The sequence below is a fragment of the Deltaproteobacteria bacterium genome (genome assembly GCA_016709225.1).
GTDB classification, from domain to species: Bacteria; Myxococcota_A; Polyangia; order Nannocystales; family Nannocystaceae; genus Xiheibacterium; species Xiheibacterium phototrophicum.
Window position 1 is genome coordinate 1,282,411 of sequence record JADJEE010000001.1, and the last position, 21,640, is coordinate 1,304,050.

Annotated in this window: 16 protein-coding genes; 5 read left to right on the forward strand and 11 right to left on the reverse strand. The window is 72.2% G+C overall.

Annotated elements, in window-relative coordinates:
- Positions 1-2: 2 nt before the first annotated feature.
- On the reverse strand, positions 3-296 hold the full coding sequence (locus IPH07_05385) for a hypothetical protein (protein MBK6916813.1): 294 nt from the start codon (positions 294-296) through the stop codon (positions 3-5).
- A 184-nt stretch (positions 297-480) separates the two neighbouring features.
- Here IPH07_05385 and IPH07_05390 point away from each other — a divergent pair, with 184 nt between their 5' ends.
- A complete protein-coding gene (locus IPH07_05390; GenBank protein ID MBK6916814.1) occupies positions 481-630 on the forward strand; it encodes a hypothetical protein in 150 nt (49 codons plus the stop codon).
- A gap of 209 nt (positions 631-839) precedes the next feature.
- Here IPH07_05390 and IPH07_05395 read toward each other — a convergent pair whose 3' ends face one another.
- Together IPH07_05395 and IPH07_05400 are read right to left on the reverse strand one after the other, a co-directional pair.
- On the reverse strand, positions 840-2,393 hold the full coding sequence (locus tag IPH07_05395; protein MBK6916815.1) for a hypothetical protein: 1,554 nt from the start codon (positions 2,391-2,393) through the stop codon (positions 840-842).
- Positions 2,393-5,383, reverse strand: coding sequence for a hypothetical protein (locus tag IPH07_05400; protein MBK6916816.1), 2,991 nt, complete (start codon positions 5,381-5,383; stop codon positions 2,393-2,395). The genes IPH07_05395 and IPH07_05400 overlap by 1 nt, the downstream gene beginning before the upstream one ends.
- A gap of 212 nt (positions 5,384-5,595) precedes the next feature.
- Here IPH07_05400 and IPH07_05405 point away from each other — a divergent pair, with 212 nt between their 5' ends.
- Positions 5,596-7,755 (forward strand): OmpA family protein, encoded by a 2,160-nt coding sequence (locus IPH07_05405; GenBank protein MBK6916817.1) that lies wholly within the window; start codon positions 5,596-5,598, stop codon positions 7,753-7,755.
- 61 nt (positions 7,756-7,816) lie between these two features.
- On the opposite strand, the gene IPH07_05410 is transcribed toward IPH07_05405, so the two are convergent.
- The 8 genes from IPH07_05410 to IPH07_05445 all read right to left on the reverse strand — a co-directional run bounded on the left by IPH07_05410 (position 7,817) and on the right by IPH07_05445 (position 18,910).
- The gene (locus tag IPH07_05410; GenBank protein ID MBK6916818.1) at positions 7,817-8,749 is read right to left on the reverse strand and encodes a ribulose phosphate epimerase; all 933 of its coding nucleotides are present in this window, start codon (positions 8,747-8,749) and stop codon (positions 7,817-7,819) included.
- 53 nt (positions 8,750-8,802) lie between these two features.
- The gene (locus IPH07_05415) at positions 8,803-9,558 is read right to left on the reverse strand and encodes an FHA domain-containing protein (protein ID MBK6916819.1); all 756 of its coding nucleotides are present in this window, start codon (positions 9,556-9,558) and stop codon (positions 8,803-8,805) included.
- A gap of 57 nt (positions 9,559-9,615) precedes the next feature.
- Positions 9,616-13,083, reverse strand: coding sequence for a hypothetical protein (locus tag IPH07_05420; protein MBK6916820.1), 3,468 nt, complete (start codon positions 13,081-13,083; stop codon positions 9,616-9,618).
- On the reverse strand, positions 13,080-14,771 hold the full coding sequence (locus IPH07_05425; protein ID MBK6916821.1) for a hypothetical protein: 1,692 nt from the start codon (positions 14,769-14,771) through the stop codon (positions 13,080-13,082). The genes IPH07_05420 and IPH07_05425 overlap by 4 nt, the downstream gene beginning before the upstream one ends.
- A gap of 98 nt (positions 14,772-14,869) precedes the next feature.
- Positions 14,870-15,679 (reverse strand): DNA repair protein RecO, encoded by an 810-nt coding sequence (gene recO / locus IPH07_05430; protein ID MBK6916822.1) that lies wholly within the window; start codon positions 15,677-15,679, stop codon positions 14,870-14,872.
- Positions 15,676-17,040, reverse strand: coding sequence for a magnesium transporter (gene mgtE / locus IPH07_05435; GenBank protein MBK6916823.1), 1,365 nt, complete (start codon positions 17,038-17,040; stop codon positions 15,676-15,678). The genes recO and mgtE overlap by 4 nt, the downstream gene beginning before the upstream one ends.
- A 169-nt stretch (positions 17,041-17,209) precedes the next feature.
- A complete protein-coding gene (locus IPH07_05440) occupies positions 17,210-17,704 on the reverse strand; it encodes a helix-turn-helix domain-containing protein (GenBank protein ID MBK6916824.1) in 495 nt (164 codons plus the stop codon).
- Positions 17,705-17,932: 228 nt separating this feature from the next.
- Positions 17,933-18,910 carry a tetratricopeptide repeat protein gene (locus IPH07_05445; protein ID MBK6916825.1) on the reverse strand — a complete coding sequence of 326 codons (978 nt, stop codon included), beginning with the start codon at positions 18,908-18,910 and terminating at the stop codon, positions 17,933-17,935.
- 346 nt (positions 18,911-19,256) lie between these two features.
- Here IPH07_05445 and IPH07_05450 point away from each other — a divergent pair, with 346 nt between their 5' ends.
- The 3 genes from IPH07_05450 to IPH07_05460 are packed head-to-tail and all read left to right on the forward strand — an operon-like array spanning position 19,257 to position 21,635.
- Positions 19,257-20,090, forward strand: a complete 834-nt coding sequence (locus tag IPH07_05450) for a hypothetical protein (GenBank protein ID MBK6916826.1) — start codon at positions 19,257-19,259, stop codon at positions 20,088-20,090.
- Between the two features lie 49 nt (positions 20,091-20,139).
- Positions 20,140-21,108: a phosphoesterase gene (locus tag IPH07_05455; protein ID MBK6916827.1), complete on the forward strand. Its 969-nt coding sequence runs from the start codon at positions 20,140-20,142 to the stop codon at positions 21,106-21,108.
- Positions 21,105-21,635, forward strand: a complete 531-nt coding sequence (locus IPH07_05460; protein MBK6916828.1) for a YkgJ family cysteine cluster protein — start codon at positions 21,105-21,107, stop codon at positions 21,633-21,635. Before IPH07_05455 ends, IPH07_05460 begins: the two co-directional genes overlap by 4 nt.
- Positions 21,636-21,640: the final 5 nt, after the last annotated feature.

Here is a 21,640-nt window from a genome sequence, read left to right on the forward strand (position 1 = left end):
GACTATTCGGCCTCTCCGGTCAGGCGCTCGAGGCGGGCTTCGTAGTCGCGATGCAGCGCGCGACCCGAGGCCGTCGCGAAAAGCTCGCCGCGCAGCGCGGTGAGCGTGGCCTGCGCGACGCCGCGCTGCGCGGGGTCGTCGCTGCGCTCGAGATCGGCGAGTGCTGCGTCGAGGTCGCGTCGGAGTTCTCGCACGCGGGTGCTGGGCGCGAGCGCGTCCCAGCGCTGCGTGAGCAGATCCTCGCCGGATTCGTGCTCGGCCCGGTGGGCACCGGGGTGCTGCGAAGGATCGAGCACGACGGCACGCGAACCGATGTCCGAACCGGGGCTCGACGGCGTCGATGCGCCCGCATTCCGAGTGGCGGTGGGGCCCGCAACGGTGGCGGGACTGCTGTCCGTGCCCGAAGCGGGCGTGCGCGCGGTGAGCCCAGCGGAAGGTGCCGACGTCGGGGCGACGGCGCGACACCATACGAGCACTGCGATGACGCAGAAGGCCGCCGCAATCGCGATTGCACGGCCGCTCACCGCAAGCTCCGGATCGGCGCGCAACGGCAACTGCGCGGCGAGTCAGCGGCGAGGATGGGGGAACGCGTCGTCGCACCAGACGCTAGTCTTTGCTGAGCTGACCTGAACTGAACTGAACTGAACTGAACTCGGCCGAACTCTGGCCGATCCTTCGATCGTTCGTCTTTCCGCCGATGCTCATCGTCTTCCCGACGATTTCACCGTACGGGCCAGGTGCACGTTCGTCAACGACGAAATCATCGAATCGGAAGATCGCGACACCTGTGACTGCAGCAGGTAACTGCGGAGTGTGCCGAATGGTCGCATGCATCGCGACTATCGCGGAACCCGATCGCGCCGCCGCCATAGCTCGAGCTTGCCCATGCGCACCGCCGGATCCCGCACGTAGTGCGCCTTCAGGAACGCCCGCAGCGCGGTGAACTCCCGCTGCGGCACGGTCGAGCCCAGCACCACGACCGCGGGCGGATCCTGCTCGAACTCTTCGACGAGCTGCCGCGGATACTCGCCGTCGACGAAGCGCAGCCGCGAGGCGGGCAGCCGCCAGGTGTCGTCGTTGGGTGGCTCGATGAGGCCGAGCGACTTGTAGATCCGCGTGGCCGCGCGGGCGTCGACCAGCGCGTACAGATCCCACAGGTGCCAACCCCACACCCAGATGCGATCGCCGGGCTGCAGGACGCCGGTCAGGTGCGCCGCGATCGCCCGCGCGCCGGCGTCGTGGGTGCGAGCGCGATCGAACCGCGTCGCGCGATCGATCTCGAACTGCCGCACGAGCAAGGCCACGAGCGGCAGCCACAACGCGACGCGGGCCGGCCACGACAGCCGCAGACGCGCACCGAAGAGGCCCCACGGCGCCGCAGTCAGTAGCGCGGCCGCGGGGGCCGCCGCGAGGAAGTAGCCCTTGTAGAAGCGCAGGCCGATCCACGCCTGGGCGATCGTCACGAGCAACCAGATCGCCAGCGGCCACGCGACGCGGCGCGACGCGACGTCGCGCGGGACCACGATCGCGAACGCGGCCGGCACCAGCGGCCACGCCAGGAAGAACACCGTCGCCAGCGCGCCCTCGATCGGCCACGGCCACGCGTGCGCACGGCCACCGGCGCCGACGTACGAGAGGCCCCAGCGATTGAGCGGGTACGATCGCAGTAGCGTGCCGAGCTCGCCGTGCGCGGCGTAGTGCAGCGCCAGCGGCACGTGCACGAGCACCGCGCCGAGCAGCAGCCACGCCACCATCGCGGCGCTCTCCCGTCGCGTGCGCGCCCACAGCCCCGGCGCGCACGACAGCGCCAACGCCAGCCACACCGCGCCGCTCGGTTGCTTCACCATCGCGGCCGCGCCGGCGAGCGCACCCGCGACGACCAGGCCGATCGCGCGCCCAGGCCCCTGCCCGCGCGCGGCCGCCAGCGCCCAGCCGAAGGCGAGGATCTGCGGCAGCTGGGCCCACGTGACGTAGTTGGCGTCCATGCTGTCGAGGTTGGCGTCGACCACCGCCAGCGACGCGCACGCGACCACGGCCGGCAGGCGACCGAGCTCGCGCCACGCGACGACGGCCAGCGCGAGCTGCCCGAGCAGCGCCCACAGGTTGGCCCACACCTGCAGCCGCGCGATGTCGGTGGCGCGCTCGCCCGCCAGCGCCCACGCCAGGTAGAACGAGCCCGGCGCCTTGAGCTCGACGTCGGCGACGTACGGCAGCTCGCCGTCGCGCAGCACCATCGCGTTGTAGAGAATGCCGCCGACGTCGTGCGACGCGAACCCGCCCTGCGTGAAGCCGGGCGCGCGCAGCCACGCCGACGCCACCAGCACCGCCAGCACCGCCAGCACCGTGCCCCAGCGTGCCGCGGCGGCGCGCAGCGATGTCGAGCGCGCGTCCATCAGAAGTTGTGCTGGAACAGCAGGTTGAAGCTGACCGGCGGCAGCAGCCGGGTGGCATCGGGCACGCCCTGCACCTGCCCGAGGTAGTCGGGCAGCACGCGGCCCTGGCAGGTCTCGCCGCGGTAGCGCACCAGCGGCACCGCGACCTCGAGCCGCACCAGCTGCGGTGTCACGCCGAGGATCGAGAAGTAGCCCATCAGCGCGTAGCCGACGGTGCCGTACCACGAGCGCGCGCCGAACCAGCCGCCGAGGCGATCGCAGCGCGACGCCGACGCGGTGCCGGCGAACAGCACCCCGCCCAAGCTGCGCAGCCAGGCGAGGTGCGCGAGGTTGAGGTGCAGATCGTTGACGTACACGTGGCGGTACTCGGCCTGGGCCAGGAACACGCCGCGACCGAAGGCCTCGTCGGCGCCGTAGCCCTGCAGGCCGCCGATGCCACCCACGCGGGCGAGCGCGCGGAACTCCGAGGCGCCGCGGATCGGGTTGACGATCTCGGCGAAGAGACTGGTCGCGATGACGTGATCCTTGGCCAGCCGCCACAGCTGGATCCACGCCGCGTCGATGGTGATGTCGTGGCGATCGTCGTGGGGCGCGTCGGTGCGGATGGTGTGGCGCGCCGAGCTGGTCAGCGACAGCCAGCGGCCGCGCTCGGGCCACCACGCGAAGCCGCGGGTGTCGTCGATGAGGCCGACGGTCTCGGTCACCCGCACACCGCCGCGCGGATCGAGCGAGCGACCGTTGAGCAGCGACACCGACTCGTACAGCCGCACCCGCGCGCGCCGGCGCTGGCGGTTGACCTTGCGTCCGAACCACAGGTTGGTGCCGAGCCCGACCGCGATGTCGGTCTCGCGATCGCGGGCGATCTGTACGTGGCCGGTGCGTCGCAGGTCGCGGCGCAGGCTGCTCTCGAAGCTGGCGAAGCCGGTCACGGCGTTGAAGCGCGCGGTCGCGGTGCGGGCCGAGAGGAACTCGGAGGCCGCGATCGACAGGCCCACGCCGGTGTACAGGAAGCGAAACCGCGGCGGGTGGCGGTCGTCGAACAGCGGGTCGACGTTGGCCTTGGGCATCGGCGTCTGCACCGTGCGGCTGCGGGGATCGAGCCGGGCCGAGCGCACGCGGGCGGCGGTGTCCAGTTCGAACACGTGGGTGCCACGCGTGGGCTCGCGCGCCAGCGCGGCGACCGAGTCGCGCGCATCGCCGGCGTCGCCGAGTTCGCCGTTCCACGACAGGAAGTGCTGCTTGCCGCCGACCTCGGTCACCAGCAGCTGCACCGGCTCGACCAGCGGTTGCGCGGACAGCTTGCGCACCTCGATGCGGTGGTGGTGGCTGCCGTCGGGATTGCGCCGCGAGTCGAACCCCACGATCGCGTAGTCGACCGCGGGGTACGGCCCCAGCCACTGCGCGAAGAACCACCCCAGATCGCGACCAAAGGCCCGCTCGGCAACCCGCTGGGGATCGCGCGACGGGTACGCGAGCAGCTCGAGCCAGAACCGATCGAGGCCCTCGGGGCCGATCAGATCGCCCAGCTTCTCGTGGATGCGGCGGCCGGTCGGCAGCGCGTGGGCGAACCACAGCGGGTGGTTGCGCAGCGGCATCTCGTCCTCGACGCCGCGGAAGTACGCCGACGAGAAGCTGGCCTGCTGCGTGTACAAGAAGCGATCGACCGCCGGCACGAAGGTCAGGCGGCTGAGCATGTCGTGGGCGAACTCGTCGCGGGCGTCGCGTTGCGTCCGCCACAGCTGCAGGAGCGCGAAGCCGGCCCCACTCGACAGCCACAGCGCGCGCGAGCTGGGCTGCACGCCGTCGAACTCGGCCTCGGCCAGCACGTCGGCGAGCCCGCGGCCGATCGCGTCCTCGTGGAAGCGACGGAAGCGCTTGGCGGGGAACAGCTCGAAGGCCTCGTCGCTGATCATCACGGCGCCAGGATGGGCCTGCGCGACCGCAGCGCGCAGCGGCCCCTGCACCACCGTGATGCGCCGGCCCAGCGCGGGCGGACGATCGAGCGCGTCGAGCAGGTCGATGAGCTCCTCGGCGATCGACAACACGATGCCGGCGACGTCGGAGCGGTACTGGATCCGCGGATCGTCGGGCACCTGCCCGCTCGGCCGCCGCCACGGCGTGAGCACGGTGAGCTCGACGCCCCGGTACCACTCCTGCGTGCGGTGCCAGCGGGGCCCGAAGAAGATGCCCGGGTACGGCGTGCGGCCCTCGCCGGGATCGCTGACCACCACCTCGAAGGCGGTGCGTGGGCTCGATCGACGTGCGGCGGCGGTGTCGTCGACGAAGGCCGCCTCGCGGACGTGCCAGTGCGCCGGCGCGACCACGCGACCGCCCGCCGGCAGGTAGACCCCGCCGACCGCGGGCTCGCTGGGCAGGGGCGCGAGCGCGCCCGAGAGGCTGCAGCGGCCGCGCACGCATCCGAACGGCCAGTAGCGATGCGGCACGTCGATCGCGTAGTCGAGCTCGAACGAGGTGGCACCCGCCGCCAGCGTCACCACCACGTCGCGTCGCGGGCCGGCCCGCGTCAACGAGCGCGCGCCGTCGTGGCCGGTGATCTCGAGCCCGCCGGGATCGAAGGGGCCGTCGACGTAGCTGGCCAGCGCGACCTCGTCGAGGCTGCTCGGCTCACGCGGCATCGACGACGCGAAGTCCAACAGCACCACCGTCTCGCCCGCCGTCGCGGGGCGGTCGAGCACGTAGCGTGCGCGGCCGCGGGCCCACGCCCGCCCGCTGCGCACGCGGGTGCCGTCGGGGCGTCGATCGCCGCCGCGCCAGAATGCGAGCGAAACGTCGACTTCGGCGATGGCGAGGCCGCCGCGTGGCAACGGCGGGGCGGACGCGAGGGTCGCGATCGCGGCGCCGGGCTCCGCCTCCGGGCTCTTCACGGCCCGCGCCGCGTCGGCCGCCAAGGCGCGTGGATCGGCCGCCGCGGTGCGCTGCCCCGGCGACGCCCACAGCAGCCATGCGCACGCCCATGCCACTGCACGCATGACGGCGCTGCGCCGGTGCGCATCGCCTCTCGGGCCGCTCGCGAATGCCACCGGTCGACGACCATCTTGCACGAAGATCGCCTGCCGCCGAAACGACGACGCGCGGCATCCCCGGTGGTTTGACAGTCGGCCCCCAGATCGGGGAGTCTTCCGGCATGCAGCGTTGCCTGGTTCGTGCCTGGCTTGGAGGGCTGGGTTGGGTCGTGCCGTCCGTGGCGTGGGCCGCTCCTCCTGCATTGCCCGAGGGTGATCCCGCCGCCTCGTCGGAGGCCCCGGCCGAGGCCGCTGCGCCGGCGGAGACGGCCACGCCGCCCGATCCGACCCTCGAGGCCGCACCCGCGGATGCGACAGTCGCGGGCGACGCATCGGTCGATGCCGGTGCGACGGTCGACACCAGCAGCTTCGATGCGGACATCTCGGGCGAGGCCGCCGATGCCGCCGACGAGGGCGGCAAGCGCAAGCGCGGCAAGGGCAAAGACGACTCGGTGCGCGCCGACGACCCCGGCATGGTCGAGGGCCGTCGCGAGGGGCTCATGCCGACCAACGGCGGTCCGATCGGCCTCTTCTACACGATGCTGCCCGACGTCGGCGGCAAGTACACCTTCCGCTTCCGGCTCCACACCGACTTCTTCCGCAAGTCGAACTTCATGTACGCCGGCGACACGCACGCGCGCGTGCGCGGTGCGGTGACCATCGGCTTCACGCCGTTCAAGTTCGGCGAGCTGTTCTTTTCGGTGAAGAGCTCGGCCAACCGCAACGAGCGACCGCAGGCCGATCGCCAGGACGCCAAGGCGGTGTTCGCCCTCGGCGACGTCGACTTCGGCATCAAGGCCGCGCACCGCTTCAAGAACGGCATCGGCGTCGGCGGCGTGGTCGGGCTCGGGCTACTCTCGGGCTCCAATCGCCTGCGCACCAGCAATGTCAACTTCTGGTTCGACGGCATGTTCGCGGTCGACCTGCGCTACCTGACCAAGAAGCAGGCGCCGGTCCGCATCTCGACCAACCTCGGCTGGATGCTCGACAAGTCGCTCGATCAAAGCGTGGCCAACTACGCCGCGATCACCGACCCGGTCAGCCGCGAGGTCTCGCGCTTCGCCCTGGGCGGCAACCACAGCCGCCTGCAGATGCGCTACGCGGTCGACTTCCCGGTGCGCCTGGGCAAGAAGCGACAGTTCGGCATCGACCCCATCCTCGAGTGGTCGTGGGACGTGTCGACCCAGCGCGAGCCCGCCTTCGTGCAGCCCAACGTCACGCCGTCGCCGCTCAAGCGCAGCTCGCAGTGGCTCACGGTGGGCATGCGCGCCAACGTCGTCAGCGGCCTTCACATCGACGCCGCGGCGGACATCGGCTTGGTGTCGCCGAACTTCGAGTACGGCCCGCCGACGCCGCCGTGGCAGATCATCCTCGGCCTGGGCTGGACCTTCGATCCGGTGCCGGTGGTGCGCGAGGTCGAGGTCGCCGCCCCGCCGCCGCCGGCCGAGAACCCACCGGCGGTGCTCGAGGGCCGCATCGTCGGCCAGGTGCTCGATCCCAACGGCACGCCGATCCCCGACGCGAAGGTGCTGTTCCCCGGCGTCGCCGCCAACGCGATCCTGACCGACAGCAGCGGCGCCTTCACCAGCTTCCGCTTCCCGGCCGGCCAGGTCGCGGTGCAGGTCGAGGTCAACGGACAGGTCGCCCACGAGGCGACCGCCGAGGTCAAGGACGGCGAGGACACCAGCGTCACGCTGCAGCTCGCCAACGCCGTCGCGCCGGCCACCGGCATCGTGCAGGGCAGCGTCACCGATCAGGGCGGAGCCCCGGTCGCGTTCAGCATGCGCGTCAGCGGCCAGGGCGTCGACGAGTCGTTCAACTCGACCGAGGACGGCCGCATCGCGCTCGAGCTGTTCGAGGGTGAGTACCGCGCGACCATCACCGCGCTGGGCTTCAAGGAGAAGATCATCACCTTCACCGTGCGCGGCAAGGGTGAGATCACCGTGCGCGAGCAGCTGGAGCGCGACGCTCCGGTCGCCACACCCAACGTCAGCGGCAACAAGAGCGGCATCAAGCTCAAGAAGAAGATCCGCTACAACGGCAACGACGTGCACGCCGAGAGCTACGCGATCCTCGACGAGCTCGCGTCGTTCTTGAACGGCCACCCCGAGTTCGAGGCGGTCGAGGTCGGGGTCCACACCGACGACCGCGGTGCCGCACAGCAGCGCACCGACGAGCGTGCCGACGCCGTGAAGGCGTACCTCATCGGCAAGGGCGTCGCCGGTAGTCGCCTGAGCGCGAAGGGCTACGGGGCGAGCAAGCCGGTGGCCGTGAACATGACCGAGCAGGGCCGCGCGAAGAACAACCGCACGGTCTTCTCGGTCAAGAGCTACAAGTAGCGGCAGCGCCGGCACGGACCAGGGGTTCGGACGAGCCCGGGCCGTGCGCCCTCGCGGGCTGCTAGGGCAGCACGCAGACGCCGACGTCCTCGAAGCCCGGCGGTGCGCTGTCGGGGTCGCCGTAGAACGAGGTGCAGACGTCGGGCGACATGCACTGCGGATCGGCGAGGTCGCAGTACGGCGTGCAGCAGTTGACGCTGTCGCAACCGTTGCTGCCGGGGCCGCACCACAGCCCCGGATCGCACGAGTTCTCGCCGTCGTCGGGCGGGCACGCGTCGCCGTCGAGTCCGGCGTTGCCCGAGGCATCGCTGAAGCAGATGAACTGGCCGTTGGGCGTGTCGATGCACGACTGCGTCATCGGGCAGTCCTGCAGCAGCGGGTCGCAGCCGACCAGGCAGATCGGCAGCACACCGTCGTTGTAGATCGCGCACACGTCCCCAGGTCCGCAGTCGCGGTTGTCGCCCTGGCAGAACTGCACGCAGGTGCCCTGCCCGTTCTGATCGGTGTTGAGACAGATGAAGCCGGCGGCGCAGTCGTCGATGCCGCTCACGCCACCGCCCTCGGTGGTGCAGGTGTCGCCCGCGACACCGCGACCGCCGACATCGATGCAGCGGGTCGCGTTCCAGAAGGTCCCGCCGTCGTTCGCCCACGCGCTGCACTTCTGCCCGCGTGGGCAATCTTGCACCCGCGGGTCGCACTCGCTGGCTCCGCCGCCGCCGTCGGGTGGCACCACGAACACCTGCCCGGAGTCGACGCCGCCGCTGCTGTCGACCTCGCCGGTGTCGGACGGGGTGCCGGTCATCGCCGCGGTCGTCGACATCGATCCGCCGCCGCCACCGCTGCTGCCGTCGGCGACGCCGGTCGAGCCGCCCCCGTCGGCGCCGGTGGTGTCGGCATCGCCGACGCTCGGCGCACAGCCGCCGAGCAGCATCGCGGCGATCCACGCCGCGGGGGCGCGCCGGCGGCACGGGCGGGGGAGCGACAGGGTCGACACGGCGAACGGGGGACGAGCGGCCGGCATCTTCGACGAGCATACGCCGCGGGCGCCTACCCGTCGCCGTAGGCGTCGGCGAGCTCGCCGATGGTGCGCATCAGCTCGGGTGGCACCGCCTGGCCGTCGCGGGCGAGCACGCGCAGGGTCTGCTCGTACTCCTGCAGCCCGCGGCCGGGCACCCGCGGGATGCGATCGAGCGCGCCGCGGACGAGCTCGAGGGTCTCCGGCTCGATGATCCAGCCTTGCACGTTGTGGAGCTTGAACAGCCGATCGATCCACACGCCCGACGAGGTCCGGTCGGCCAGCTGTACCAGACAGCGGATGCACGCGTGCGCGGCCGGGTGCGAGACCGGCACCCGCGTGGTCGCGAGCTGGCTCGACAACGCCGCCGCGTAGCGCTCGGCGTCCTTGATCTTGCCGGCCTTGAGCGCCTTGTCGACCAGCTGGCCGATGAGCGACGGAAACCGGGTGTCTTCGCCGGGCGCCAGCGTGCGGCGCAGGTCCTCGTCGTCGGCCGGGCTCGAGGTGTCGAGCCCGAGCACCGCGATGAGCTCGCGACCGATGCGGACGCGGTCGCCGTCCTTGAGCACGGTGCGGCCGTGCAGCCGCTCGCCGTTCAAGAAGGTGCCGTTGCGGCTGCCGAGGTCCTCGACCGCGGTCTCGTCGCGCGACACGTGGAAGCGGGCGTGGGTGCGCGAGACCAGATCGTCGTCGAGCACCAACCAACAGCCCGGCATGCGACCGACGTCGTGCTGCCCCTCGGGTAGCAACACCGTCTTGCCGCCGATCTTGAAGCGGTACCGGGGCATGGCCCTCGGATCAGGATAGCCGTTTTTTCTGGGGGCGCGGGCGGCGGGCGGTCGCCGTCAGCGCACCCGGAAGTCGTCGTCGCCGCGGATCGAGTCCGCGCCGATCACCATGCGCACGACCTGGCCGCGGACGCCGGTACCCCCGCCGCGACCGCCCGCGTCGACCGCGAACGCGACCCCCAGCTCGGGCGCGTTCACGACCCGCACCGGATACGTCATCGCCGTGCTGCCGACCACGATGGGGCTGTTGTACGCGGCGTAGCCGGTGATCTGTGGCGTGGTGAACTGCTCGCGATAGTTGCGGGGGATCCGAGCGCGTCGGAAGTCGGCGAAGCACTCGCTGAAGCCGCCCCCGGGCAGGTCGTTGGGTGAGGCCAGCCCCAGAAGGTCGACCATGTCGATCACCACGCTGCCGTACGGGTTCGAGTAGCGGATCGCCTCCACCGGCGTGCCTTCGAACGACATGCGGTGGTAGTGCGAGCGCTCGTCGAGGGCGCGATCGAGCACGATGCGGCAGGGGTTGGGATCGGTCGGCGAGGCCTCGTCGGCGTTGGGGCAGTCGGGGATGCGCGCGAAGGTGTTGGCCTCGTTGGCGCCGATCGGGCTGCGGCTCGTGAGCAGCGTCGAGACCGTGGCGTCCTCGCGGCACTGCCCGGTGGTCGGATCGGTGATGACGCGATCGGTCAGGAACTCCGAGGAGCTGTCGGGCAGGCCGACCGTGAGCGACTCGCGGACGGCGACCGAGTAGCGCACGAACTCGGCGAAGCAACCCGGGCCCGGCAGCACCGACAGTCGGCAGTTGAAGCTGCCGCCCTCGCACGGCGTGCGGCACAGGCCATCGAAGCAGATGTAGTCGGCGCCGCTGCCGTCCGCTTCGAGGTAGTCGCACGCGCTGTCGTCGGAGCAGCCGCCGGGGGGCTGCTCGAAGCCGTCGGGCAGCACGCACGACAGCCGCGCCTCGCACTCGAAGAAGGGCGCGTCGTCGTCGGCGACCTCGCACACCAACGAGGTGGTGTCGCTGCCGTCGGAGCCCGGCCGGAGGTTGAGCTCGCCGGTCGGCGCTGGGCACGGTGTGTCGCGGGCGTAGGTCACCGGCGGGATGTCCATCGTGCCCAGCGTGAGCTCGGTCTGCGACGCGCTGGTGACGAGGTACTCCCGCCGCGGCGGACCGCAGGGGTCGGTGATGAACGGCGCACAGGCCTTGCGCAGATCGTCGAGGCGCTCGGCGTAGGCCTGCGACGACACGCAGATGCCGGGCGCTCCGCCGGTCGAGGCCGCGTCCCGCAGGCAGCGCTGGCCAGCGCCGCAGTCGTCGTCGGCGGCGCAGCCGAACAGCACCAGCTTGTCACCGGGCAGCACACCCTCGTCGCAGAACGTCGCGCCCTCGTCGACCAGCCGCAGCTGGTAGTGCTCGGGCTCCTTGCTCGGACCGTCGCTGGGCTTGGGCCCGACGTGGCAGGTGCCGCCGCCGTACTCGCTGGGGTCCTCGCACTCGAAGCGCCCGGTGGTGCTCTCGGTGCCGGGGATCACCGGCTCCCAACTGAGCGCCCAGGTCTGCCCGCCGCGCCACTGTCGGTAGTCGCGAACCGCCACGCGCGCGACGTTCTGATCGTAGAACCCCTCGTCGCCGTCGTCGAACCGCGACATCTGATCGACGTTGTTGGGCTTGCCCAGCGCGGTCCAGATCTCCCGCTGCTCGTCGGAGAAGTCGTTGGCTTGGGCGGCGTTCGCCTCGTTGGCGAAGTAGGCGCGATCGATGAGGCGGAAGCTCGGCGCGAGCACGCTGGTGACCTGGTCGCTGGCCGCGGCCGCGCGATCGGGTGCGGCGTTGCTGACCAGCGGGAACACCGAGGGGTCGCCGCTCACGGGATCGGTGACCGGCCACAGCATGTGCGGTCGGATCTCGACGTTGAGCAGCCCGATGGGGTCGATGACGCGGCCGTCGCTCGAGGTCGTGATGGTCGAGGACGCGTCGTCGTACTGCGAGAACACGCCCATGACCGCGCGGCCCAGGCTGGTCACGCCGATCCCGACCACGCCGGCGCGGCCCAGCGGGTTGCGGTCACGCTCGGCGGGGTCGTCCGGGTCGAGCGCGCGAAAGAAGGTCCAGTCGGTGATGGTCTCGCCGACCGGGCCGCGGATGCCGGGCCCCAGGGCGAACGGGCGGCGCGCGGCGGTGCCGGCCTGCGAACCGGGGTCGATGGGATGGCACGCCCGCGACGATGCCTGCGAGGGATCGACCTGGGTGTCGCACTCGGTGCCCAGCGAGGTGCCGTCGAGCTGTCGATCGACGACGTGGGTCGAGCCGTCGCCGGCGACGACGTAGAGGAACTGGTGGATCTCGCCGTCGATGATCATCGGTGGCGTGGGTCGGATGGCACCGATGCCCGCGGGATCCTCGAGCCGGAGCCGTCGCACCGCGTCACCGGGGGCGAAGCCCAGCGGCGCCTGGGTGCCGGCATCCTGCAGCAGCTCGAGCTCGAACACCTCGTCGCTGTTGCTGCCGCCGATGAACAGCGTCGGAAAGGTGACCGCCGAGTCCTCGGCGAGCGCGGTGTCCGACTCGTTGGGCTGCACCAGCGCCAGCGCGACCGGAAACACACCCGCTGGATCGACGCCGGGGCGATCGGGCAGGCCGTCGTCGAACTGCAGCGGACACTCGATCGGACACTCGGGATCGGGGCCGGCATCGACGACCGTCACGTTGCCGTCGGCGTCGGTCACGAACTGCCGGCTCTGCAGCACGCGCTGGGTGTCGAGGCTGATCTCGGCGACCAGCTGACACGACGGGAACGTCACGAACACGCTCGCGGGCGCGTCGGGATCACAGGCCCCGGCACCGCCACCGACGTCGCCGCCACTGGTGCCGGTGTCGCCGCCGCCGGGATCGACGGCCGCGCCGTCGCCGGCCAGCGACAACCCGCGCGGCACGGCGATGAGGTCGCCCGGCGACGCGCCCAGCGGCGTGCCGTCCGAGCGGCGCGGCACCAGCGTCGCGACCAGGCTGCTGGGCGCGGTCTCGGGCTGCAGGCCGACGGCGTAGCGGGCCAGCTCGGGCAGCTCGATCGAGCTGAGGTCGCAGCTGCCGACGTTGGCCGTGACCACGCGACAGCTCTCGGTCTGGGCGATGCGCGTCGGCAGGGTGCCGACCGGCACGAGGTTGTAGCCGGGCGACTCGGGGTCGAGGTCGACCATGCCGTTCACGTCGCAGCGGCGGAACATGCCGACCTCGTTCTTCTCCGAGTTCGTCACGAAGCCGATGAGCTGGTTCTCGCCGTCGTCGTCGCAGCCGCCGATGCCCGAGCCGTCGCACTGGTTGAGCGCCAGCACCTCGACCGCGTCGCCGTCGCGGCGGACGCACGCGAGCGTCACGTCGAGCGGACGATCGAGCACGCGGTTGGGCACGACCACGGTGTTGTTGTTGCGACACGACGCCAGCAACACCAGCGCGGTCGCGAACGACAGTCCGACCCCACGACGGCGAAGCTTGGGGCGTGCGCCCGGCGTGCGCGGCTGCTGCGTCATCGCGAGAACGGCTCCTGCAATCCGATGCGCGCGATCTCGCGGAAGCGCGTGGGACGATCCCGCGCCAGGTCGATCACGCTGATCGAGCTCTCGAGGTTGTTGGCGACGTAGAGCAGCCGCCGCGGGCGATCGATCTCGAGCTCGTAGGGGCCGGTGCCGGCCACGACCGCGTCGACCACCCGGAAGCTCTGCAGGTCGACGATGTAGATCAGCGCCGCACGGAAGCACGACACCAGCGCGTAGCGCTTGCCGTCCTCCTCGTACAGACGCATGCGCGTGGGGTCCTCGCACAGCTCGAGCGGCGGCCCCGAGGGCGTGTCGAACGGCTCACCGCTGTTGCCGACGCGGGTGTTGAGCCGCAGCAGCGCGCCTGGCCCGGTCTGCACCACGAGCAGCTCGTCGCCCGCCGGATCGGCGAACGCGAGATCGCCGAGCACCGGCGAGGTGCTGCTGGCCGACGGATCGAGCCCGCCGGGCAGGATGAGCTGTTGCGAGCGGACCCGCGGCTCGCACGGGATCTTGCCGGCGTCGCCGACCTCGTCGGGCCCCGCGCAGCTGCGCACGGGATCGTCGGGGTCGAGCGCGACGCCCTGCGCGGTGAACGAGACCAGCAGCGGCTGGTAGCGGTGGCTGGCGTAGACCAGCGGGCGACTGCAGCCGAGCGTGATCGAGGGCGCGAGCGCGGGATCGCAGGGCCGCTCGGCGAGCCCGAAGCCGCCGCCGAAGCCCAGCGGGCTGCCGAACAGCTCGGGCGCATCGACGATCGCCGGCCCCATGCTGCCGTCGACGCCGTCGAGCGACACCAGCGACAGCACACCGCCGTCGGCGTGCGCGACGTAGGCGTAGCGCTGCGAGGGCGAGATGATCATGTTGAACGGCTCGCGCTCGAGCTCGGCGAGATCGGGATCGTTGCGCAGGTGGGTCAGCCGGTGCTGGCGGTCGCAGCGAGGATCGGCGTCGCCGCTGTCGGGGTTCGGCGAGCCCTGCCCGCACGCGAACACCGGCGGCTGGTCAGGCTCGCCCTGCACGTCGACCCACGTGAGGCTCGGATCGCCGCGCACGGGCACCCACAGCCGCGGCGCGTCGCAGCCCTTGCGATCGGGTCCGCTGGCGCCGTCCTCACAGGATGCGGTCAGCACGGTCGCGAAGTCCCCGATCGCCACGATGCTGTCTTCGCCGACGCCGACCTCGGTGCCGTCGATGATCCGACGCGGGCCGATGAACGGGGTCTCGTCGCACTCGATGACCTGCGGCAGCAGCGACAGCCGGCGGCACGGCGCCGTCACCGGCGTGCCCGAGCCGACCTCGCCGATGCACCGCGGGTGTGGCCACGCCGTCACGCCCGGCTCGGGTTCGTCGCGGCAGTAGGGATCCGCGGCGTAGGTGCCCGGGGCCGACCACGCGGCGAAGAAGGCGTCGAGGTCGACCGCGAGCACGGTGCCCGAGTTGTACGAGAGGTCGTTGTTGCCGTTGGAGATGAAGAGGTAGCGCGCCGGGGTCTCCGGATCGGCGCGCGGGTCGAGCAGCAGGCCCGAGGGGAAGAAGATCTGATCGCGCGGCGGCGCGAGGCCTTCGTTGGCGGAATCACAGCCGCCGGCGAGCCCTGGCCCGACACCCGCGAGCACGAGTCCCGCGAGCGCGTGCCACCGCGGGCGGAGGTGGCTGCTGAGATCGTGCCGTCGGGGCATCTGCGGCGGCGAAGCTATCACATGCCCGGCGGCTTGCCCTCGCGCGCTGGGACGCTCGGGCGGCGGTTGCGGCCGCCGCCCGTGTCACCAAGGCCCCCTCACGCGCCGTCGGGCTCGACGCGGCCGGCGCCCGCACGTCCGGGCGCGTCGCCCTGCGTCACCGCCGCGAGCTGCGTGAACAGCTCGACCGAGCGTAGCGGCTGCCGCAGGTGCGCGCGCAGCTGTGCCGACACGAGATCCCGCAGGCGTCGCCGCGAGATCGGCGACAGCGGAGCCAGCTCGGCGCCCTGCCCCAGCGCGACCGCGGCCGCCAACACCTCGCCGGGCTCGATCGGCGCGCCGCGGCCGTGCAGCTCGCACAGCGCCCCGCCGCGCGCCGCGTCGAAGGGGATCGCCGCGCCCGCGACCGGATCACCGCACACGCAGCAGGCGTCGAAGCTCGGCGCATGCCCGAGCTGCAGCAGCAACGCGAGCTCGTAGCGGCGCAGCTCGATGGGATCGGGCGCGCCGGTGGCCGGGCCCTGCAGCACCGACGGCACCAGCCGGGTCAGCGTCGCGGCCAGCACCTCGAAGATCTCGGGCTCGGCGTGCTGCTCGTCCAGCAACGCGTCGGTCAGCTCGCACAGGTACGAGACGAACGCGAAGCGATCGAGGTCGCGACCGAGCGCCGCGTGGTCGAGCTCGGGCACGAAGCCGTCGAGTCGCCACAGCGCGGCGCGCCCACGGTGCAGCTCGACGCGACCGAGCGCGCCGGTGCTGAGGCCACCTGCGAAGCGCCGTCGGCTGCGTCGGGCCGAGCGGGCGGCGGCGCGGACCTTGCCGTGGCGCTCGGTCAGCAGCACGACCACGAGGTCGGCTTCGCCCAGCGGGAGCGCGCGCAGCAGCACCGCCCGCTGCGGCTCGTTCATCCCGCGCCCAGCCCCAGCAGCATCTTGGCGAGCCAGAAGTAGAAGAGCAGGCCCATGACGTCGACCGAGGTCGTGACGAACGGACCGGTCGCGATCGCCGGGTCGACGCCGATGCGATCGAGCACCAACGGCGTCGAGGTGCCGACCAGCGCCGCCAGCGTCATCGAGCCCGCGCAGCCGCCCGCCACCGTCAATCCCAGCCGCCACGGCTCGGCCACGTCACTGCCGACCATCACCGCCGCGAGCCCGATGAGCAGGCCGTAGACCAGGCCGAGGCTGGCGCCCAGCGAGACCTCGCGGGTCACCAGTCGACGCACGCGGGCCGACTCGATGAAGCCGACCGCGAGCCCGCGCACCACGATCGTCGAGCTCTGCATGCCGACGTTGCCGCCCATGCCCGCGACCACCGGCATGAAGAACGCCAGCGCCGGCACCTTCGCGAGCGCGGCGTCGAAGCCCGAGAGGCTCGCGGCAGCGACGGTGCCGCCCGCGGCCGCGGCCATCAGCCAGCGCCAGCGCGCGCGCAGGCTCGACCAGAACAGCCGCGCCTCGGCCAGCTCCTCGCCGGCGCCGGCCATCTTGAGGATGTCCTCGGTGGCCTCCTCGCGGATGACGTCGATGACGTCGTCGACCTCGACCACGCCGATCAGCACGTTGTGGGCGTCGACCACCGGCAGCGCGACCAGGTCGTAGCGGCTGACGATGTCGGCGACCTCTTCCTGGTCGGTCTCGGCGCGCACCGACACCACCTCGGCCTGCATGAAGTCGCGGACGCACTCGTGCGGACGGTGCACCACGAACTGGCGGAACGAGCACACCCCGACCAGCTTGCCGCCGTCGTCGACGACGTAGACGTAGTACGCGTGGGTCGGCATCTCGGCGAGGGCCTGCAGCCGCGCCAGCGCCTCGGCGACCGTCTCACCGGGCGGCACGGTGAGGAAGTCGGGCGACATGATGCCGCCGGCGGTGTGCTCGTCGTAGGCGAGCAGCTCCTCGAGCTCGTCGGCGTCGTCGCGATCGAGCCGCGCGAGGATCTGCGCCAGCCGCTCGTCGTCGACGCGGCCGAGGATGTCGACGACATCGTCGGGGTGGAGGTCGTCGAGCAGCGCCGCAGCCTCTTCGGGCGCGAAGTGGGCGACGAGCGTCGCGGCGGCCTCGTAGCGCATCTGCGACAGCACCCGCGGTCGGCGGTCGCCCGGCAGCAGCCGCAGGATTCGCTCCTGCTCGGCGAGCGCGAGGTTGTCGAGCTGCGAGCCCAGCTGGACGTCGTCTTGCCGCGTCAGCGCGCGTCGCAAGCGGCGCTCGTCACCCTCGCGCAGCAGTGCGTGGATCAGATCGGTCGGTGCACGCGAGGACGCCATGACACGAGCGCCCGCCGGTGGGCGTTCCCAGAGGTCGCGCGCCCGAGGGGGCCACGCGCGCGCATGGTACTCGCCCGAGGCGGTCGTCGTCGCCCGCGAGCTGGGCGCCGTGACGACGAAGATCGCCCGCTGGTCGGACGAGTTCTCGGGGGCCGAGCCGTCGCGCGGATCAGCTCTGACCGGGGTGCCCGCCGCCGACCAAGTTGAACGCGGCCAGCACGACCATCGCGACGAACGCCGCCACCACCAACCACAAGAACACGGCCGGTGACGGCATGCGGCCCCGCAGCCGCGCGACCAGGCCGGGCGCGTCCGGGCTGGCCGGTGCCCGCAGGCGCGGCGCCCGGGTCGGCAGCGCGGCCGCGGGCTCGTCGGTCGCGCCGCGGCGACCGGGGCGGCTCGGCATCTTCGGGCTCGCGGCGGCTGCGGTCGCGGCCGGGCCCGACACCGGGCGGCTGCCACGGCGCGCGGCGAGGGCTGCCCGCTCGCGCTCGTACAGCAGGTCGAGCACCACTTGGGGATCGACGCCGACCGCCCGCGCGGCGCAGCGCAGGAAGCCCTTCACGAACACGGGTCCGGGCAGGCCGTCGTAGCGATCGTCCTCGAGCAACTCGAGGCTCGCGCGTGGGATCTTGGTCGCGAGCGCCAGCTGCTCGATGCTCATGCCCCGACGTTTGCGCTGCTCACGGAGAAAACGCCCCGGCATCGGCGCGTCGGCGCAGGGCACTGCATCGTCGTGCGCGTCGCCGGTCGACGGGTCGACGCGCGGACGTCCCGCGACGACACCCGCGACGACTCGAAGACGGCCGGTCTCGGCTTGCATCGCGGGCGAGTGTGGCCCGGGCCCCCCCCTCGGGCAAGGCCCCTGTCGGGTGGACCCGACACCGCGCGATCACGGCGCGTCGTCGGCGCGCGTGCTCGCAGCCAAGACGCCGTCATCCTTGGGTTCTGCCCCTCGCAATCGTTGGCACTGCTGGGCGAGGCAGCTCCGCGGTGCGATCTCGATGCAGCTGTCGAACGCGGTCTCGGCCTCGGTCTCGAGGCCCAGGCGCAGACGGGCAGCGCCCAGCAGCCGGTGTGCGTCCTGGATCGGGCAGCGCGGCGACTCGACGACGGCCTGGGCCTGCTCGATGGCCTGCTCGGGCAATCCCTCATCGAGGTAGACCTGTGCGAGCCGGTAGCGACCGACGCAGTAGTCGGGGTTGAGCAGCACGGCCTGCCGCAGCTCGGCGGTCGCCGACACGAGATCTCCCGCCTCGTAGTAGGCCCAGCCGAGGTTCGACAGCGCCGAGTAGCGATCGGCGTAGAACTTCTCGCCGAGCGCCGCGCGGGCGTGGGTGATCGCCTTGTCGGAGGCATCGAAGTGCAGATCCACCACCGACAACGAGTTGAGCGCGCGGCCGCGGCCGGCGGCGCCGGCCTCGTAGTAGTCGGCCGCGGCCTGGAACGCCTCGCCGGCGCGGCGATGCAGCTCCTGGGCGCGCGAGCGCTGCTGGTTGGCGGCCTCGTCCTCGAGGCACTGCTGCGACTCGACCGCCTCGATCATCGACTTGCCCTCGTTCAGCAGCAAGACGCCGCGCAGGTAGTACGAGTCGGCGTGCTTCGGATCCACGGCGAGCGCGCGCTCGAGCTGCAGCTTGGCGTCCTCGAACATGCCGTTGTGGAACGACGCGACCGCGACGTCGTAGTGCTTGTCGGCCGCGCTCACGCCGTCGCTGGGCTCCTTCGTCTTCGTGCGGCCGGCGCACGCGCCCAGCAGGGACGCCGTCAGCAGCACCACCGCCGCCGGCGCTCGCCACCGGGGCGTCACCGCCGCGGGGGTGCGCGGGGCGGTGGGCGACGGCGAGCGGGGACCAGGTGGGGGGAGCATCGGCGCCAACCTACTGCGGCGGCGGTGGTCGGCCCAAAAATGCCGCGGCGTTGGGGGGCCCGCGTCGGCGCGCCGTCGCCGTCGCCCCCGTCCGAGGTGTGACGTCGGCGTCGCGGTTCGTGCTTCCTCGCGCGTACACCCTCGTGTCTTCGTCTTTGCGATGGCGCGAGGCAGCGGCCGTCGATCGCCCGCGCGATGTCGTCCGCGTGCCGTCACGCGAGCCTGGCGCCTGGGGTGACCGCGTCTGCGACATCTCGACGATGACGCCCAACTCTGCGCCTGCGCGAGGGTGCATCGGCCCATGTTCGCTGCTGGCCGTCGACTTGCGCGCTGGTATGCTGCGCACGTGGCCCCCTCGTACCTCGTGGCGTTGCTCGACGCGCGCCCGAGCGGTCCGCCGCTCGATCCCGCGTGGCTCGGCTCGACGTTCGCGCAGACGCTCTTCGATCGCATCGCCGCCGCCGGTGATGGCGTCCGCCTGCGTGGCTGGTCGGTCGGTGCCGTGGTCGGCAACGAGACCTTCATGCAGGCGCGACCCATCGTGCGCGACGCCAGCGTCGAGCCGGTCGAGGACGTGCTGCGCAACCAAGCGCCCTGCGTGCTGGCGAGCTTCCACGTCGGCACCGCCGACGGCTTCTTCGCCGAGACCCACCCGTCGGTCCGGATGGCCCGCTTCCGCCGCTGGATCGGCGCGCGGGCGGAGACCGAGCTCGAGCCCGAGGCGCGCCGCCGCATCCGCGACGAGATCCCCGACTTCCTGGCCCGCAGCCAGACCGTCAGCAACGACGGCGAGCTGGTGTTCCTGCGCTTCCTCGCCGCGCTGCATGCCGATGGCGCGCTCGGCAACCCGTTCGCGTCGCCCGAGGCGATCCGCCGGGCGCTCCGCACCACCGAGGCGATGGTCGGCAGCGTGCCGCTCAACCTCATGGTCAGCGACGGGCGCACGCTGGGCGTGATCCACCGCGGCGGTACGCTGCTGTCGATCGCCCCGCCCGCGGCCGCGCCCCGCACCACGCGCGGCGACGAAGACGCCCGCCCGCCCCGCTTCAACCTGCTGTGGTTCGATCCCGGCGCGCCCCCCGAGTCGCCCCCGGCGGGCGCCGAGCGGCTGCCCGAGGGCATCTTCACCATCGAGTGCCAGCGCCCGCGTACGCTCGCGCGCGACGACGCCGCGCGTTGACGTTCGGGCACCCATCGCGGCCCCCGGCCCTGGTAGCTTTGTCGCGCCGATGCGCGTTCACGTGCTCCATCACGCGGCCTGCTTCGACGGCGCCGCGAGCTCGGCGATCTTCGGGGCCTTCTACCGCCGCCATCGCGTGCGCGATGCCGAGCTGATCTACATCGCCAAGCAGCACCAGCCCGGCAATCCCTTCGTGGCCTCGGACTTCGCCGCCGATGACACTGCGGTGGTGGACTTCCGCTACACCGCCGAGCCGACGTTGGGCTGGTTCTTCGATCACCATGCGTCGGCGTTCCAGCTGCCGGGCGAGCGCGAGCACTTCGAGGCCCATCGCGCCGCCAACAAGTTCCACGATCCCGCGGCGCCCAGCTGCGCGGGTTTCGTCGCGAAGGTCCTCGCGGAGCGCCACGGCTTCGATCCGCGGCCGCACGCGGAGCTGCTGCAGTGGGCCGAGCTGGTCGACACGGCCGCGTTCCCGGACCCCCACGTGCCGGTCGCGCTCGAGGATCCCGCGCTGCGGCTGATGACCTTCGCCGAGCAGAACCGCAGCCCACGGCTGGCGACGCGCTTCATCGAGGACCTCGCGGCGGTGCCGTTCGAGGCGCTCGCACGCGCCGAGTACGTCGCGCAGACCCTGGCTCCGGTGCTGGCCCGCCACCAGCGCGACATCGCCTTGTTCGCCGAGCGCTGCCGCGAGCACGCCGGCGTGGTCGAGTATGCCCTGCTCGACCAGCCACCGCGCGCCTACAACAAGTTCATCCCCTACTTCCACCACCCCGAGGTGCGTTACGTGGTCGGGCTCTCGGTGGGGCCCGACGCGCGCATCAAGCTCGCGGTCGGCTACAACCCGTGGCTGCCCCGACACGATCGCGAGCACGACATCTCGCGGCTGTGCGAGCGCTTCGGCGGCGGCGGTCACCCGTTCGTGGGTGGCGTCAGCTTCGCGGGCGATGCCGGCGACGAGGCTCTCTCGGCGCAGCGCTGGATCGCCGAGGTCCTGCGCGGTGAGCTGCCGTGAGCGAGCGCGAGCACGCCGGCGCGGCGCTCGTGCAGCTGCGCCGGCGCGTCGACGCCCACTTCGACGCTGCGCTCGCCCGCAGCCCCGAGGCGTTCGCGTGTGCACCGGGCTGCGCCGACTGCTGCGGCGTGCGCTTCGGCGTGTTCGCGATCGAGGCCGATCGCGTGGCTGCGGCACTGCGCGAGTTGGCCACCCACGACAGCGGGTTGCGCGAGCGCGTTCGTCGGCAGGCCAGCGATGCCGCGCACACCGCATGCGCGCTGCTGGTCGATCGCCGCTGTGCGATCTACGAGCAGCGCCCGCTCATCTGCCGCTCCCATGGGCTGCCGGTGCGGGCCCGCGAGCCCGACGGTTCCGCCCGCGTGCAGGTGTGCCCGCTCAACTTCCGCGCTCACGCGCCGCCGCCGGCGTCGGTGCTCGAGCTCGAGGCCGTGAACGCGCCGCTGTCGGTGGCCGCACGCCTGTGGGACGGCGCTGCGCGCCGCGTCGATCTGGCCGCGCTCGCGGCCGCCGACGACGACGAGTGATCGTC

Excerpts from the sequence above, each read along its gene's own strand:
- IPH07_05390 (MBK6916814.1), top strand. The coding sequence starts at position 481 with ATGACGCAGAAGGCCGCCGCAATCGCGATTGCACGGCCGCTCACCGCA.
- IPH07_05395 (MBK6916815.1), bottom strand. The coding sequence starts at position 2,393 with ATGGACGCGCGCTCGACATCGCTGCGCGCCGCCGCGGCACGCTGGGGC.
- IPH07_05400 (MBK6916816.1), bottom strand. The coding sequence starts at position 5,383 with ATGCGTGCAGTGGCATGGGCGTGCGCATGGCTGCTGTGGGCGTCGCCG.
- IPH07_05415 (MBK6916819.1), bottom strand. The coding sequence starts at position 9,558 with ATGCCCCGGTACCGCTTCAAGATCGGCGGCAAGACGGTGTTGCTACCC.
- IPH07_05420 (MBK6916820.1), bottom strand. The coding sequence starts at position 13,083 with ATGACGCAGCAGCCGCGCACGCCGGGCGCACGCCCCAAGCTTCGCCGT.
- IPH07_05425 (MBK6916821.1), bottom strand. The coding sequence starts at position 14,771 with ATGCCCCGACGGCACGATCTCAGCAGCCACCTCCGCCCGCGGTGGCAC.
- recO (MBK6916822.1), bottom strand. The coding sequence starts at position 15,679 with ATGAACGAGCCGCAGCGGGCGGTGCTGCTGCGCGCGCTCCCGCTGGGC.
- mgtE (MBK6916823.1), bottom strand. The coding sequence starts at position 17,040 with ATGGCGTCCTCGCGTGCACCGACCGATCTGATCCACGCACTGCTGCGC.
- IPH07_05440 (MBK6916824.1), bottom strand. The coding sequence starts at position 17,704 with ATGAGCATCGAGCAGCTGGCGCTCGCGACCAAGATCCCACGCGCGAGC.
- IPH07_05445 (MBK6916825.1), bottom strand. The coding sequence starts at position 18,910 with ATGCTCCCCCCACCTGGTCCCCGCTCGCCGTCGCCCACCGCCCCGCGC.
- IPH07_05455 (MBK6916827.1), top strand. The coding sequence starts at position 20,140 with ATGCGCGTTCACGTGCTCCATCACGCGGCCTGCTTCGACGGCGCCGCG.